Source organism: Thiorhodococcus minor, assembly GCF_010820565.1.
Taxonomy (GTDB): Bacteria; Pseudomonadota; Gammaproteobacteria; order Chromatiales; family Chromatiaceae; genus Thiorhodococcus; species Thiorhodococcus minor.
Map to the genome: position 1 here is coordinate 13,696 of NZ_JAAIJQ010000069.1, position 16,336 is coordinate 30,031.

Sequence of the window (16,336 nt, forward strand, 5' to 3'; positions counted from 1 at the left end):
GGGAGGAGCGCAGCCGAGACAGGACGAAGCCCCTCCCGATCCTCAGATCTCGCTCAGCCGACATGGACAGGGCAATGCTGGGCTCGCTAACATGCTTCGGCCACTTCTTGCCTGCCCTTTACACGAGAAGTTTCGGGGCCGCGAGAGTCGGCATACCTTCCCAGCTAGCTAGCGTTTTGCGATGCCCTTGCGCAATGGTCGACTCGCCGATAGACGGTAATCAGCTCCGCGCCTCCAGGGGAGACTGCGGGCACCTCGCGCACAGCCGCCGCGAAGAGGCCTTCTCCGCGATTCCACTGCACGCAGGGCTCGCCGCGCTCCTCATCATGACAGCGCTCAGTCTGCCTTTGGCGGCCGCCGAGCAATCGCGCCCGACGCTCGACGCCGATCACGATGTCGCCACGACCGACCACAGCGCGAAGGAGGATCTCCTCTCCGTCATCGACGACGTCTCGAGCCTGGCGACCAAGACGCGCATGAACTCCGACTATGTCCCCGGCATCCTGAGCATGGTGGACGGCGAGGAGGCCCTGGCGCTTGGGGCAAGGACCGTCTGGGAGGCCTTGGAGCTGGTGCCAGGCATCCAGATCGATCGCAACAACAATGGTGGCCTGCGCGTCGCGATTCGCGGTTTCAAGCACGGCAACGGCAACGTCAAACTGCTGCTCAACTCCGTGCCCATCAACAATTCCTACTCCGGCTACTCGAACATCCTCTACGCGCCCATCGAGCAAGTGGAGCGCATCGAGGTGATCCGCGGCCCCGGCTCCACCGTACACGGAGAGTTCGCATTTGCCGGCGTGATCAACATCATCACCCGCAAAGGCGAAAACCAAGCCTACCTGCGCGCCGGGAGCGGTGAATCCTATGGGGCGGGAGCCATGCTGTCGCTTCAGGACCCGGACCAGGACTGGCAGCTCAACCTCAACGCCGCCGGCTGGGACACCCAGGGGACTGACGTCATCTCCGGACGCGATCGGCTCTACGCCATCGGCCTTGGCGATCTCTCGCAAGCCCCTGGCCCAGTCAACAATGCCGAGAACGATCGGCTCGCGGTGCTTTCGCTGGATTATCGGAAGTTCTCATTGCTGGCCCAGTACAGCCGCGAGCGGAGGGGCACCTTCTTCGGCGCCCTGAACGCGCTTCCCGAGTGGGAAGAGGGTACAGGCGCCACATTCTCCGAGCAGACGGTCGTCCAAGCGCGTCAGGAGCTCGCCCCGACGGAGACGCTCGGCGTCGAGATCAAGCTCACCTGGTGGCAGTACGTCGGCAACTGGGCGGAAGATGTGCTCCCCTCGGGCGTTTCCTATCCCTTGGGCTCAGAGAACATCTATCCCGAAGGCGTCTTCCTTGAAAACTACGTCAGGCTGAGTCGCGAGGAGGCGGAGATCAAGCTCGACTGGCGCGGGTGGAGCGGACATCACTGGCAGCTCGACGCCTCGGCGGCCAGGATCGAGATCGACGATGCCTGGTGGGCCTTCAATGGCGACGCGGAAACGCTCGAGCCGCTATCGACCACAATACGCTACTCGGGCGACCAGAATTACATCGACGAAGGCGCCGCTCGCTCGATTCACAGCCTCGCGCTGCAGGATCAGCTCAACCTCTTCGAGCAGCTGGAGATCACCGCCGGACTGCGCTACGACAGCTACAGCGATGTCGGCGACAACATCTCCCCGCGTCTAGCGGCCGTCTGGACCATCACCGACGAGCACCTTCTCAAGGCGCAGTATGCCGAGGCCTTCTTTCCGCCGACCATGTTTCAGGTCTATGGCAACACCGGAACCTCGGCGCTGGGCGATTTCGCCGTCGAGCCCGAGACCGTCAACACCAGCGAGCTCAGCTATATCTATCGGCGCGGGACAGGCGTGGCACGGGTCACCCTCTATCACTCCCAGGTCGACAACCTCATCGTCATCGAGAGCAGTAACTACCGCAACCGCGGCCGGGCGCGCCTGCAAGGGATCGAGACGGAATGGGAGCAGCGCCTGAGCCCCACCTGGAAGGTCGTGGCCAACCTCAGCTACAGCGACACCGAGGACGAGGAGATCGGAGGCCCACTGGCGGGCGCGGCCGACTGGCTCGGCAACCTCAGCGTGCTCTACCGTCCGCGCTCGGACCTGCTGCTGACCGGCCATTTGCGCTACGTCGGCGACCGTCATCGCTCCGCCGACGACAAGCGCGACGGCCTGCTCCCGGGCTATCAGGATCTGGCGCTGACCCTCAACTGGCTCGACGTCGGCTCCACGGGGCTGACGTTGCGTGCCGGCGTCAAGAATCTCTTGGCGCAGAGCATCAAGTCGCCCGCGCCCGCCGACACCTACCCGGATGATTACCCGTTGCTCGAGGAGCGGACCTGGTGGATCCAGCTGTCCTACCAATGGCGCTGAGCCGTGCTTGCCGGGCCAGGATCAGGTAGCGGATGTGATAGCGGTTTCCGAGCGGCTTCGCACCCAGGAAGATTCGATCACATGTCGCCAGGCGGGCGTCGCGTAGAAGCACCGCCCCCCGGTGTGACGGAGCCTGCTCCGGCCGCCCCACGGATCGACCGGCTGACCGCCCTTTCCGGGGTCATTACGGCTCTCGACCTCCAGAGTCCGACACCAAGGTCGCAATCCGCAGCAGCTTGGAGCTGATGCGGATGCCCACGCGCTCTGCCGCTGCAGGATTGATGAGGGGGCGCAGCCGCCCGCCGAGGTGAACGAGCGAGACCATCGCCCCCTCCTGCACGAGCCCTTCCGTATCGCCGACGGTGAGCACGGGCGCCCCCTCCACTGCCGCGAGCACCCGAGGCGCGAGCTCGGCCGCGCGGTGATCGATATAGAGGAGGTGGCAGCGCCGCCACTGCGCCGCACCCCGGGCATCGGCGAGCCGTAACGGCCGGCCTGAGGCGCGCTCCTTGACGAGGGCCTGCCCCAAGCTGGCGGAGAGCGCCGCATTCCCGAGCACGCAATAGCGCAAAGGCGCGGACGGCGCGTCGAAAGCGGACGACGGCCAGTGGATGAAGAGCGCGAAGTTGACCAGAAAGCTCGCGCGCAGCTCGACGTCCACAGCGGGCTCGTAGGCGTACGCCTCCTCCAAGAAATACGGCTTGAAGCGGATCCCCGCCCGCCTAGCCTGGACCAGATTGACCGAGGGGCGGACGCGGTCGGCGACACGGACACCAGCTACCGCACCCTCCTCGACCGCGTCGGCGAAGGGCGAGAAGACGAGTGCACGCTGACGCTCGGACCAGGCACGCAGGCGACGCGGCTCCAAGCCGACGCTCGCGACGAAGACAGCCGCTGGCCGGTCTCCGGCGTAGACATCCAGCTCTACCGCAGAGACCAGGGCGACGCGGAGTGGCAGGTCCCGAATGGTGGCCACGGACTTCAAGCCGGCGGCAGCCTCGCGCGCGGCCGCGCCCGTCCCCGAATAGGCCACGAGCACCAGCAGCTTGCCGTCCGGACCGCGACGACGCTCGAGCGCTTCCACGGCGGCGAGCGAGGCGGGAAACAGCTTCAGCCCGACCTTCATCCGCTGCGCGTCTTCCCGCCACAGGGTCTCACTGGCCCCCTGAGGCACGAGTAGGATCTGCGCGCCAATCAGCAATCCCAGGAGCAACACCCGGACGGCAGCCTGCAGCGAGGGGCCCATGGCAGGTGCCGGAGCGGGCGCGGTCCTTCCCGTCACGGCCGCCCTCACCAAATGACCTCCCGGCATCTCGCGGCATCCTTAGGCATCGCGCATATTGATCGCTACTTCAGAACTTGAACTCGATCCGCGGCGGCACCGCGCCTTGCCCCGCGAGCATGGCGGAGGTATTGAGCCGGCTAGGCGGGTCGAGCGCCGACACAGGACCGAGGAGCTCCCTCGCCCCTTGGCAGATCCGCGCCTAGCCGATGCTTCGCCCCCTTAACAGGGCGATGCGCGCGACCAGTGAAGGAGGCCAGTAGCGGCGAGCACGCGATCCTAGTACAGCGCCCCGAAAGGGTCTAAGTCCGCTCGTCCGCATTTCGCTCTTCCAGCCGATGGCAGGAGGCCTCGCCAAGAGGATAGGCGCTCGCGCATCGCGCCAAGCACCGAGCCGCAGCCACGTGCAGGATGCCCCGATCGGCGATATCCGGCAACCGCACCTCGCCATCGAGAGCCTTCTCGTCGGCAAGAACGATCAAGCCGACGAGAGAAGCAGCGACGCACCGCCGCGTCTACGGCCATCCCAGGATGGCCTCGCGCTCGGCACGAAGGCTCTCGGAGACCACCAGGGCATCGAGCCGACGCCTAGAGCCACTCAAATGCCCCCGTCGCCGCTCAGCCTCGACCAGGGCCGGCCATCAGCCGCCAGGCGAGGTCGCGGACAAATCCCAGACGGGAGGGGAATGGAAGAGGCGTGCGAGCTGCAGCTCGCGCTCGATCTCCATCTCGCGCGGCAGGTGATCGCCGAAGCGCGTGAACAGCTCTTCTTGCTCGTTGGTCTCCTTGCGCGCAGCTTCGCGATCGATATTCATCATGGCGTAGAAGGTGTCGCGGTCGAAGTCGAGCCCCGACCAGCTCAGGGCATCGTAGTCCGGAATCCAGCCCATGGGGCTCTCGATGGCGGCGCCCTGATGATTGCAACGCTTCACGACCCACTCGAGCACCCGCATGTTCTGGCCGAAGCCGGGCCAGATGAAGTGGCCATGCTTGTCCTTGCGGAACCAGTTGACGCGGAAGATGCGCGGCGGCGTGGAGACGTGGCTGCGGCCGATGCGCAGCCAGTGGCGCCAATAGTCGGCCATGTTGTAGCCGCAGAAGGGCAGCATCGCCATGGGATCGCGCCGCATGGCGGCCTGGCCGATCGAGGCGGCGGTGGCCTCGGAGCCCATGGTCGCGGCCATGTAGACGCCGTGCTCCCAGTTGTAGCTTTGGAAGACCAAGGGGAAATGCTGGCTCACACGCCCGCCGAACAGGAAGGCGCTGATCGGCACGCCCTCGGGATTCTCCCACTCGGGGTCCATGGAGGGGCAGGCGGAGGCTGGGGCGGTGAAGCGGGCGTTCGGGTGTGCGGCCGGCCTGCCACAGCCGGGATTCCAATCCTTGCCCTGCCAATCGACCAGATGCTCCGGCGGCTCTTCCGTCAGCCCCTCCCACCAAACGTCGCCGTCGTCCGTCAGCGCGCAGTTGGTGAAGATGCAGTTCTCCGTGAGGGCGGCCAGGGCGTTGGGATTCGACTTCTCGTTGGTGCCGGGGGCGACGCCGAAGAGGCCGTACTCCGGGTTGATGGCGTAGAAACGGCCGTCGTCGCCGGGCTTGATCCAGGCGATGTCGTCGCCGATGGTCGTCACCTTCCAGCCCTCATAGCCCTCGGGCGGAATGAGCATGGCGAAGTTGGTCTTGCCGCAGGCGCTGGGAAAGGCCGCGCCGACATAGAGCTTCTCGTGCTGCGGCGATTCCACGCCGAGGATGAGCATGTGCTCCGCCAGCCAGCCTTCGTCCCGCGCCATGACCGAGGCGATGCGCAGCGCGAAGCACTTCTTCCCGAGCAGGGCATTGCCGCCGTAGCCGCTGCCGAAGGACCAGATCTCCCGGGTCTCCGGGAAGTGAGCGATGTACTTGTCCTCGATGCTAGACGCACAAGGCCAGGGCACGTCTTGCTCGCCTGGCTGCAAGGGCGCACCAACGGAGTGCACGCAGGGTACGAAGTCGCCGTCGGCCCCGAGCACATCCAGCACGCCCTGCCCCATGCGCGTCATGATGCGCTGGTTGACCACCACATAGGGCGAGTCGGTGATCTGAACGCCGATGTGCGCGATCGGCGAGCCCAGGGGACCCATGCTGAAGGGGATCACATAGAGCGTGCGCCCCTTCATGCAGCCTTCGAACAGCTCCTGAAGCAGGGGCTTGGCCTTGTGCGGATCCATCCAGTTGTTGGTCGGCCCGGCATCCTCTTCGCGCACCGAGCAGATAAAGGTGCGGTTCTCGACCCGCGCGACGTCGCTGGGATGGGAGCACGCGAGATAGCTGTTCGGCCGCTTCTCCGGATTCAGCCGGATGAAGGCACCTGAGGCGACCATCTCTTCGCAGAGCCGGTCGTACTCTTCCTGGCTGCCGTCGCACCAGTAGACGCGATCCGGCGTGCAGAGGGCGGCAAGCTCATCGACCCAGCCCAGCACTCTCTGATTGCCGGTACCTGTGGCGCCATCGTGCAAGCTGCTCATATCTCGGAGATTCCTCAGAAGTTCTTGAAGTTGCCGCCAGGTCCGGCGAGCCAAGCCGCCTGTCCGCGACCACGAGAGCCGCGTCACAAGCGCATCACACCACCAGGGCTCGAAGCCCGATCTTCCTTCTACCGCGGCTCTGACAGCCTGCGTCGAGGCCGTCTTCGAGCAAAATCGAAGCCAGCCGGTATCGAATCGATCGCCGCAAGGACCTGCCATAGACTGCCTCGGCGCCCCCGGCAACACTAGCAAAGCCGCCCCCCGGGGTGCACCCTGCCAGGGTACGTTACGGGCCGACCGGCGGCCACGTCATTGCACCTCGATGGCCACAGCGCTCGCATCGAGCGATGCGAGGACACCCGGCCAATCCTCGAGCCAACAGCAACCATGGTCGTAGCCGGAAACGGATCGCACGGCGGCCATGGGATTCCTTGCCAGAAAGCGCGCCGTGGTCGCCGGAGGCACCACCTGATCCCGCTCCCCCATGAGGTGGAGCTGCCCGATGCGGGCATCCAGCGGCGGCTGATCGGCCGGATTCATGGAGCCGCTCAGCCGACTATAGCCATGGTGGTCGGCCCAGGCGTCGATATCCAGGTTGGCCGCGATGGTGGTCACGCGCACCTCGCCCGCGAGATGCGGCGCGATCAAGGTGGCGAGGACGCCTCCGCCGCTGTAGCCGATCAGGGTGATGCGAGCCGTCGAGTCAGGAGGCAGGACTGCCCGAACCGCCGCGCGCATGGAATCCACCACCTCGGCACTGTAGCGACCATGGGTCCACAGCCACGGCCTGCAGGGATCGCCGTCGGCCAGCCCGAAGTAACAGGGGCGCCCGAGATAGACCGAAGGCGCGGGGTCCATTGCCATGAGCCTGAGCGCGAGCGGGCTGCGTGGCGTCGGATCGGACGCGATCCGATGCCGGCTCACCCAGGGAAGCCCATCGCCCTCCAGATAGACATGGACGTCAGGCGCCGACCCGAGCCCCCCCTTGATGAAGACGAGATGGCGGAAGCCCGCCCCGGAGACGACGCACCGCTCCATCCCCGCCGCAGCCGCCAGACGGTCCGCCGTCCGTACCCCGCCGTGGGGTGCAGCGCATCCGGCGAGCAGGCAAGCGCCGAGAAGCGCAATCAGCCAGCTCCATGGGTGCCGCCGCCATGCAGGCTCAGCCGGACGCCAGCGGATTGGGGAAATCGAAGCCGAAGAGCGCGGGATTTTCGCAGATGACCGTGGCGGAGACGATGTAGAAGACGTAATCGTAGGTCTCCTTGGGGATCTTGTGATCGCGCAGCAGCTTCCAGAAATTCCGCTCGCGCGGATTCTCCGGCATCTTGCGCAGCCGCTTGATGATGTTGCCCTCACCCCAGTTGTAGGAGGCCATGACCAGCAGGCCAGATGCCTGGGCATCCGTGCGGTAGATGTCTTTGAGGTACTTGGCCGCTGCCCGGGTCGCCTTGGCGACATCGTGGCGCTCGTCCTCGGGGTCGTACTGGCCGGTCTGCTGCAGCGGACCCGGCTGCAGCCCGTAGCGCTTGCCGGTCGCCGGAATGAACTGCCACATGCCCTTGGCACGCCCATAGCGCGTCGGCGGGCCGACCGCGCGCGGGCGAAAGTTCGTCTCCTGGAGAGAGACATACATGAACTGCGGCGGCAGGCCCTGCGCCTCCAGCTCGCGCCGAATGATGGGGCCATATCCGTTCTCCTTGAGCCGGCGAATGGCGCGGCGCAGGCGCGAGGAGGACTGCCACTTGCGGATGTACTTCTTCACTTCGGCGGCGAAGTCATCCGGCACATCGACCTCGGTCTCGCCGAAGATCCGGGCCACGTGCAGGATGAGCTTGTCCTCGGAATCCAGGGGGATGGGCCTTGCTTTCTGGACCTGCTCGACGAAGGCGTCGTAACGCTCGCGCATGGCGACGAGACGGCGCTTGGACTCCGCCACTTGCGCCTTGAGCTCCGCGGAGGCGTCCGCATCGACCTCCGCCTCCACATTGGCGATCTGCAGCTCCAGCTCTTTCATGTCGTAGAAGATGTCGTTGGCCAGACGGGTGGTCTTGACCAGCTGCTCATGCTGGAAGAGCGCGTAGCCGCCGACCGCCATGAGAAGCAGCAGCACGACGCCGATGAGCCCGAGATAGAGCCGGCGCTGGCGGCGCTTGACGTCTTTGAAGGCTTGGCGGATGAACTGGGTATGCTCGCCGAGATCGCCGGTGTGGACGTCATCGAAGTAGCGGCGCGAGACCTCCTCGCGCGTGGGGGCGGCAGGCTCACGAGGCTCCTCGCGCACCAGCGTCAGCTTGATACGCGGCCCGCCGGAGCCGAGCTCGGCCGTGATGACGCCGTCCAGGGGCAGCTTTTCGATGGGGCGTGCCGCGACGAGTGTGCCATTGCTGCTCTGGAGATCGCGCAGCCACCAGCGTCCCGCCTCCGGGTAGATGACGAGGTGCTGTCTGCTGACGAGGGGGTGAGAGAGCTGGAGTCCGCAGTCGTCCGCCCGCCCGATGATCAGGGGCTCGGTCAGGCTCAGCCGCTGAGGCTGTCCCCGCGGATCGACATAGTCCAGGAGTAGAGGCGGCAGCGATGCCGTCTCACGCCTCAGGCTTGGTGAATAGCCCCTTTCATCGCGCGGAGGCATCGCAGCCACCTAGGCGAAAAGGCGCGAGCGTTGGTGCACCTGTCGGGCGAAGCTGAGCGCCAGCCCGCCCGGAGACGCGAAGGGCGTGGCGAGCACCAGGTGCCGCCACGCCGACAGGAGGCCGAGGCCGCGCCTCAAAACTCCAGCCGCACACCCGCGGTGATGGCATTGTAGGTCACGTCGTCATAGCCGAGCAGCGTGTTGTAGGAGATGAAGGCCGAGCGCCCATTCGCGAACTGACCCGACACACCGACGCCCAGATCGAAATAGTTCTCGTCCGGCTTGTTGGTCAGGATGTAGAGCGGCTGCTGGTTGATGTCGTTGACGAAGGTGGCGCCCACCTGCTCTTGATCGTTCTCGAACTCGTGGATCCACCCGATCCGCAGCTGCGGGACCCAGACCCCGGATGAGGTGCTGATCGCGCGCGAGATCTGGACGCCGAGGTTCGAGGTCAGGGAGGTGTAGGTCTGGGAATCGACCGAAAGTGCCATGGCGCCGCCCACGGTCGAGGGATCCGACATGGCCTCGCGATAGCCATCCACGCTGTTCTCGACATAGCTCAGGCGCAGCGAGGGCGTGATCGAGAAGGGATTGACGAAGAGGTCGTAGCCGGCGCCGATGCTGAGGCTCCAGACGTCGGCATCGGGATCCGACTTGGCGATCTGACGGGCCGTGCTGCCGGCGATGCCGTAATTGATCTCGCGCTCCATCTCGAAGTCGGTATTGGAGTAGCCGACCGAGCCGTCGATGAAGAGACCGTTCGGCAGGAAATAGGACGCATAGCCCATCAGGCCCCAGGACTCGCCCTTGAGCTCGCCGCGGCCGTTGTCGAAGTCCGCATCCTCGTCGGCGTAGCGCACCGCCAGGCCGCCCACGAAGCTGTCGCTGAAGCGGTAGTCCATGCCGGCGGCGAGCGACCAGCGCGAATCGTCATAGCCGGGCTGATAGTCGGTCTGATCCGCATCCCCGCTCACGTACTCGTAGTTGAGGAAGCCGCCGAAGGGACCCGCAGTCAAATCCGCACTGGCACCGCCTCCGGATACCATTGGCAGGAGACCATTGCCGGCGAGCATCGCGCCCGTGCCGGGCGTCGCGCGGTCGACCAGCCGGATCCGCTCGAGCCGGCCTAGGGTGACGGCGACGCCAGCCCCGGCAGCACGCGCCGAGGCCGAATTCTGCGCATTGATCTGATCCGCCGCCAACTGCTCGAGCGCACCCGCAGAGCCCGCAGCATCCTCGGATGCGCCGCCGACGATGAGGTTGCAGTCGTCCTGGAAGGCCTGATTGCGCGCAGTGCCCTGGGCGTTGGCCCCCGTCCTGCAGGTCGTCAGGATGGCTTCTCCCGCGATGGCCCCGTTGACGCTAGTTGCGCTGAGGGCGTCGTCGTAGGTCGTGGCCGGGGCCGTCGGCCCGACGTCCGTCGGCGGATCGACATTCTCGTCTTGGGCGAGCACGGCCGTTGGCAGCGCCACGAGCCCGCTGAAAAGGCAGATCGCCCGCCATGGCCCCAGGGTGACGGGCGCTCGAGCTGCCTTGCCGATCGGCCGCTGGCCGCGCGAAACGCGAGAGCAATCTATTGCCATCGAAATCATCTCCAGTCGAGAGGTTGCAGAAGCAGTGGGTCCGCCACGTCCCTGCAGCGCAACGGATCAAAACCTAACAGTCGCGGCTCGCCCCGCTCGAGAACGAGGCTCGCCGCTGTTTCCGCACGAGCCATAGACGGCCCATCACCTTGGCCCGAAGCGGCGACTCGGCACGCGGCTCAAGCGTTTCTCGCGAAGTAGCTCTTAGCCAAGCGAATCACCTGATTGCGCAGAATACCTGTCCGGGTCGGCGGCGGATAGCTCATGAAGTTCGGGTAGAGGTCGCCCTTCTTCGATTTGACATGTCCGCAGTCGGAGGCATGACCGATCTCGTGCAGCAAGGTCACGCCGTCCTCGGATGTCTTGTCGACATTGATGAGAATGAACGGCAGCCAGTTCTCCAGCCTGACGAGGTAGCCCAGGGTGTCGGACTCACCGCCGAGCGCGCCCGCGAACCTGCAGAAGATGACGGGAATCCTGCCTTCGTGGTAGTGCGCCTTGTGCGCGAGGTTGCGCAGCTCTTCTTCGTGGGAGATGTCGACCAGCGCGTTGAAAGGCAAGGTGTGTGCGGCGGTCTTCTCGACGCCGGGGCAGACATCCAGCTCGAGATTGTGCTCGTCGAGCAGCCTTGAGGCCGCCGTGACATAGGCCGGGGCATTGTTCTTCTGGGCATTGGCGGTCCAGAAGAAGCAGCACTGCAGCTTGCGCCGCACCGGGTAACGATACTGGTGGATGCGCTTGAGCAGCCCGGGCGACGGAGACGCGGCGGTCCGCGGGCTCGTCGCGGGCTCGAGGCCGCTCGCCCCGGGGATACGCCCAGTCAAGGCGCCAGTGTCAGGATAGGGCATGGCAATCGCCTCTTCGAGCACTCGAAAATCCGACCGCCCCGGACTCAGCCGCCGATCAGGACGGTGCCATCGCCGCTCGTGATGCTGTTCGACGGACCGATCGCTTCCAAGAGGCTGTCTCCCAGTCTGCACGCCGGCAGGTTGTTGATCTGGACCGTCGCCGAGCCGTTGATCACCACGCCCGGACCATGGGGCGGCACCGGCGAGGGCGTCGTGCACATGTGGATGTCCGTCCCACCCGCGGCCGCCGAAGAGATGGCCGAGCTCATGGCGGCCAGAGCCGCACCCTTGGCGGCCTGCTCGGCGGCGTAGGCCGCCGGCGCCGCCGGCGTTCCGGCAGCCGCGGCGGTGGCCGTTTCAGCCGTTTGGATGGCGGCGTCAGAGGCGGCCTTCGACGCTTGCAGCGCGGCGACGGCCGCGAGCGGCAGGCCGCGCCACGCGGGCCGCATCCCGATCAGGACGTTGGTGCTGCCGGGCCCCGGCGTGAGGACGGGGGGCAATGGGTGCGCGACGGTATCGAGCACACGTGCCGCTGGACCTTGTGGCATCTTCGAATCCTCCTCACCGCTGCAATTGCGCCCGATCGAACCGACCGGAGTAGAGACAGAGCTTGACGCCCGTGACCTGGATCTCCGCCTGCGCGGTGCGCTGCAGAGGAGAGCCCCAGCCGCCGATCAGCCGCACGAGCGACTTGTGGTCGATCTCGAAGGGGCCCGTCTTGGTCCCTTCGCGCTCCTCGACCCATCCGACCTGTACCCGCAGCCGCGTGATCGGCTGGGCCGATGCCGCGTCACAGGGCTGCGCCGGAAAATAGGGACCGGCCTCCGCCAGCGGCAAGGAGAGCTTGATCAGGCCGGCACTCGCCCAGCCGGGATTGACGGCGGAGGCCACGATCGGGGGACGGCGCGCGACCGACATGAACATGGGCGGGGCGATGAAGCCGCGAACGATCCGCGCCACACCCTCGCCATCGGAGAAGACGTAGGCACCTGTATCCGCCCGCTCGGTCGCGCCCTTGGCATCGAAGTACAGGAGGTGGTCGAAGACGAAGATGCGCGCATCCGTGGTGTTGCGAAGCTCGTAGGCCAGGGTGAGCTCGGTCGCCGTCTGCTTGTTGACCTGGGCCCTGATTTCCACGGCGAAGGCATTGTCAGTCATGCTGGTTCCTCCGAAAAGCTGCAGCAAAAGCACGCCGACACGCCAAGGCCGGCGAGTCGTCGGCCGCCGTCGATCATTGAGCCGTCGATCATGGAGCCGTCTGCGCGCCTGAATCATGGTCCGTACGCCTCCAATCCTCGCCTGTATCGCGCAGAATGTTGTTTTCGCTCACATCCTCGCCCTCGTGATCGTTGACGCCAATGGTTCGCGACTCCTCCTGATCGCCGGTCGGATCGGCCGGGTCCGGCGTCGCCGAGCCATTGGCCCCATGCGCATTGTGGTCGGCATGAATGAGCTCGTGCCCCAAGAGCGCCTCGTCCGGCTGGGTATGCGAATTACCCGCGGCGTCGGTGTACTGGGCATTCGCTCCAGGCTGCCAGTTGACCACGCTGTCCGAGCCCGAGCCGTCCGAGGTCTGGATGACGCCACCTCCCATGTCCACGTTGGTGCCGGCGGGATGCCCGTTCGCCGTGGTCATGGTGCAGACACCGCCGCCACCAGCGGCCGCGGCGGCAGCGTTCTCCTCGATCGAGACGTTGTGGCCGTTGCCATGAAGGTTATCGATCAGATCATGGCCGGTCTCGGTGCCATCGAGCGAGTCGAGGGTCGCGATGGTGCTGTCGACGAAGGCCTCGGAGCCGGCGATGCGGATTCCTGCTCCGCCATAATTCACCGAGCCGTCGGCGTTGCGGGTGATCGTCCGGGCCCGCTCCGGGCTCACGTGCCGCGTACGACGGCCGCCACCCCCGCCACGAGGGAGATTGTCGACGTAGCCGGGCTCGCCGGTGTCGGCGCCGGCGGCATCAAGGGGATCCAACAGATCGAAGCTGGCGGCCCCAGGGGTGCTCCCGCCGCAATTGATGCGGACCGACGGCCCCTGGATAGTGATGCCGTCCGGGGCGACCTTCACGAAGCTGCCGCCACACTTGAGGGTGACGTGGCGGCTGCCCTCCAGCAGGATGCTGGTGGCGTTCTGCTCAAGCCCTTGGGAGACGTGCAGCTTGGCGCCGCCGCCGATATCGACCAGAAGATCGCCACCCGTGCTGAGATTGACCTGGCCGTCAGCTCGCGCGTAGACGTCCTCCTTGACGTGCAGGTCGAACGACTTGCCAATGGTGAGGACGTGGCCGCCGCCAATCTGGGTATTGCTCGATCCCTGGACGGTCTCGTACTTGTTGCGCTTGACGCGCATGTCCATGCGCCTTTGGGCGTGCAGGAAGACCTGCTCCTTATCCTTGCGGTCGTCGAACCTCAGCTCGTTGAAGTCGTTGACCCTGCCCTCTTTGGTGGTATGGGAGCGAATCGTCGAGTAGCCCGCCCACTTGGGCAGCTCGTAGGGGACCGGCTGATCGGCGTTGTAGACGCGTCCGGTGACGATGGGCTGATTCGGGTCGCCCTCCAAGAAGTCGACGATGACCTCCTGGCCGATGCGCGGGATGTGCATGGCGCCCCACTTGCCGCCCGCCCAGAGCTGCGAGACACGAATCCAGCAGGAGCTGTTCTCGTCCATCTGGCCGTAGCGGTCCCAGTGGAACTGCGCCTTGATCCGGCCGTATTCGTCGGTCCAGATCTCTTCCCCCGCGGGCCCGACGACGGTGGCGGTCTGAGGTCCTTGGACGACGGGCTTGGGGGTCAGGCGGAAGGCCCTGAAGGGCTCCCTGGCGTCCATGGCCGTGAAGCTGGAGCGATAGAGGATGCCGCTGCCCGCTCCATCCGCACTCTGGAATTCATCGGACTGGAGCTCGTGCTCGGCCGAGAGGACGAGGTATTCCCGGTTCTGATCGGCCCTCGGGTAATCGGTCAAGGTGAAGAGATAGCCGACCGCCAGCCCCCGCGCGAAGCTCTGCCCGTAGGCGATCTCGTGGTCGGATTGCAGCTCCTCCATCCGCACCCCAGCATAGCGCTCGCCCTCGCCGACCGCGACATACTCGCCGGGATAGTCGTAGATCTCATGCTCGGCCTGCGCATGCTGGCGGGTCATGGCGGACGATGTCCGCAGCTCCGAGCTGGGCTTCTTGAAGTCGAAGGCGTCGTGCACATAGGCACCGGGTCGCACCGCCGCGCAGGCCGACCACTCGAAGATGAAGTCCTCGTCACGCTCGGCGGCCATATCCGCACCGTGATACGGGATCTCGGCATAGCCTGGCATGGTCTGGTGCGCGCTATAGCCGTCCGCCATCACCAGGCTGTGCTTGCCGTCCTCGTGCCTGAAGTACCAGTAGATCCCCTCCTGCTCCATCAGACGGCTGACGAAATTGAAGTGGGTCTCGCGATACTGAACGCAGTACTCCCAGGTGCGGTATTCGGCGGTGAGGCGATCGTCGAAGTCGGTGAGACCGGCGTCGCGGAAGACCTGCTTGACGATGTCAGGCACCGTCATCTCTTGAAAGATGCGGCAGTCCGAGGTGCGCGTGAGCAGCCAGAGCCAGGGCGAGAGGGTTGCCTGATAGCGCGCGAGCCGGCCCTCGAAGCCGACATGCGAGAAACGGCTGACGATGCCGTTGAAGAATCTTGGCGTCTGGTCCTGCATCTCCAGCCGCACGGTCGCGGACTGCCCGAGGAGGTCCGAGGCGGAGACCTGATCGTCGTCGCTCAGCAGGTCGAGCTCGAATTCGAAGAGCGCGCTCAGACGCTCACGCGCCACCATGGTGCGCAGCAGCAGGGCGTCCTCACCGAGCGGGGTCGTCAGGCCGATCAGCCTGGCGTTCTGGGTGTAGTCGGAACCGGACGGCATGACGAAGGCTCCTCGGTCTCTGCGTCGGATGGGGCTGCGGAGATGCGCTTTCTGCTCGGATCGATCAGCACGCGGAAAAAAAAGACCGCGGCGACGCATAAGAGACAGAGTAGACAATCCAAAATCAAGTGCATCGCATGTTGCTCTCGGAGCAGCGGAAGACCGCATATTCCTCGAAATCTTGATGTGAACTGCCAGTCTGCCCCCTTCGGCGAGCACCGCGATCAAGCCCACTTGCCAGGAAAGGGCTGACCCGCGCGGACTGAAGTCGGACCCAGACCGCCCCGGGCTGGCGGCCCGCCATTCGCGAGCCGCCGCTCAATCACCTCAGGTCGGCGTCCCCGTCTTGAGATCGAAGCCCTTGTCGGTCGCCTGGGTCTGAGTGCCGCCGGCGTCGAACTGGGTGTACTTCTGAACGATCTTGGTAAAGCTGACGGTGAAGCTCTCCATGGGGCGCTCGCCCCCGCTCGAGATCGAGTAGGAGGAGACGATCGGCTCGTAGAGCTCGTACTCCATGTAGACCTGGTCGGCACCCTCGCCACCCGTCTGGATGAAATGCACGATCGCCTTGTCGCAGATCTTCTTGCCGTAGATGGACTGGGCGAAGAGCTCGTTGGAGGCGATGTCGGCGTCCTTCGAGCAGGCCACCTCGCTGAAATTCGGCGTGCTGGTCTCGCGGTCCTTGCCCGAGCCGCTGACGGTGATGGTACGTGCCACGCCGAGCTGGATAGACGTCAGGTTGATCCAATCCTCGTGTCCGGATTGCTGCGCGTCGCCTTTGATCACGCCTTCGAAGTCGAGAAGAATCATGGTGTGCTCCTGCGGAGTGTTGTATCGCGGCTGCTTTGGGCTGCCCTAGGGGCGCTCGCTTCGGCCTTTCCCCGGCACCCATTCGAGCCTTGGCGACCCATTCAATGCAGAACCCATACCAAGAGCACAACCACCTGATTCGATTCCATATTCAGCGACGGCGCAGCCACCTCTGCACCATAGCCCCCTGCCACTTCGGACCGATCGGCTCAGCTTGACCCGATCCTCGCCAGCCAGGTCAGCAACGCCGGGCGCCGATGCGGCAGCACCCGAATGGACTACCATTGACAGGACGTTAAACATGGATCAACTTCTACCTAGTGCCTGAACGAAAACCCCGTTCAATTCAGTGGCACACTCTGCCCTGGAATTAAACGAGGCAGGATCGACTTCGA

Annotated in this window: 11 protein-coding genes; 1 reads left to right on the forward strand and 10 read right to left on the reverse strand. The window is 65.4% G+C overall.

The features are described 5' to 3' along the window. Positions 1-194: 194 nt before the first annotated feature. Complete coding sequence (locus G3446_RS19140; RefSeq protein WP_164454441.1) at positions 195-2,390, forward strand: TonB-dependent receptor plug domain-containing protein; 2,196 nt, start codon at positions 195-197, stop codon at positions 2,388-2,390. A gap of 184 nt (positions 2,391-2,574) precedes the next feature. Here G3446_RS19140 and G3446_RS19145 read toward each other — a convergent pair whose 3' ends face one another. The 10 genes from G3446_RS19145 to G3446_RS19190 form a co-directional block, all read right to left on the reverse strand. Continuing rightward, a complete protein-coding gene (locus G3446_RS19145) occupies positions 2,575-3,672 on the reverse strand; it encodes a YfiR/HmsC family protein (RefSeq protein WP_164454443.1) in 1,098 nt (365 codons plus the stop codon). 641 nt (positions 3,673-4,313) lie between these two features. Then, positions 4,314-6,176: a phosphoenolpyruvate carboxykinase (GTP) gene (locus G3446_RS19150; RefSeq protein ID WP_164454445.1), complete on the reverse strand. Its 1,863-nt coding sequence runs from the start codon at positions 6,174-6,176 to the stop codon at positions 4,314-4,316. Positions 6,177-6,485: 309 nt separating this feature from the next. Further along, on the reverse strand, positions 6,486-7,214 hold the full coding sequence (locus G3446_RS19155; protein WP_245232600.1) for an alpha/beta fold hydrolase: 729 nt from the start codon (positions 7,212-7,214) through the stop codon (positions 6,486-6,488). Between the two features lie 124 nt (positions 7,215-7,338). Beyond that, a complete protein-coding gene (locus G3446_RS19160) occupies positions 7,339-8,808 on the reverse strand; it encodes a transglycosylase SLT domain-containing protein (protein ID WP_164454447.1) in 1,470 nt (489 codons plus the stop codon). 134 nt (positions 8,809-8,942) lie between these two features. Further along, on the reverse strand, positions 8,943-10,391 hold the full coding sequence (locus G3446_RS19165; RefSeq protein WP_164454448.1) for an autotransporter outer membrane beta-barrel domain-containing protein: 1,449 nt from the start codon (positions 10,389-10,391) through the stop codon (positions 8,943-8,945). A gap of 179 nt (positions 10,392-10,570) precedes the next feature. Continuing rightward, positions 10,571-11,239: a M3 family oligoendopeptidase gene (locus G3446_RS19170; protein WP_164454450.1), complete on the reverse strand. Its 669-nt coding sequence runs from the start codon at positions 11,237-11,239 to the stop codon at positions 10,571-10,573. 44 nt (positions 11,240-11,283) lie between these two features. Then, complete coding sequence (locus G3446_RS19175; protein WP_164454452.1) at positions 11,284-11,787, reverse strand: PAAR domain-containing protein; 504 nt, start codon at positions 11,785-11,787, stop codon at positions 11,284-11,286. A 13-nt stretch (positions 11,788-11,800) separates the two neighbouring features. Further along, positions 11,801-12,397, reverse strand: a complete 597-nt coding sequence (locus G3446_RS19180) for a hypothetical protein (RefSeq protein WP_164454453.1) — start codon at positions 12,395-12,397, stop codon at positions 11,801-11,803. Between the two features lie 88 nt (positions 12,398-12,485). Beyond that, complete coding sequence (gene tssI / locus G3446_RS19185) at positions 12,486-15,131, reverse strand: type VI secretion system tip protein TssI/VgrG (RefSeq protein WP_164454455.1); 2,646 nt, start codon at positions 15,129-15,131, stop codon at positions 12,486-12,488. A gap of 327 nt (positions 15,132-15,458) precedes the next feature. Then, positions 15,459-15,941, reverse strand: coding sequence for an Hcp family type VI secretion system effector (locus G3446_RS19190; RefSeq protein WP_164454456.1), 483 nt, complete (start codon positions 15,939-15,941; stop codon positions 15,459-15,461). Between the last annotated feature and the right edge of the window lie 395 nt (positions 15,942-16,336).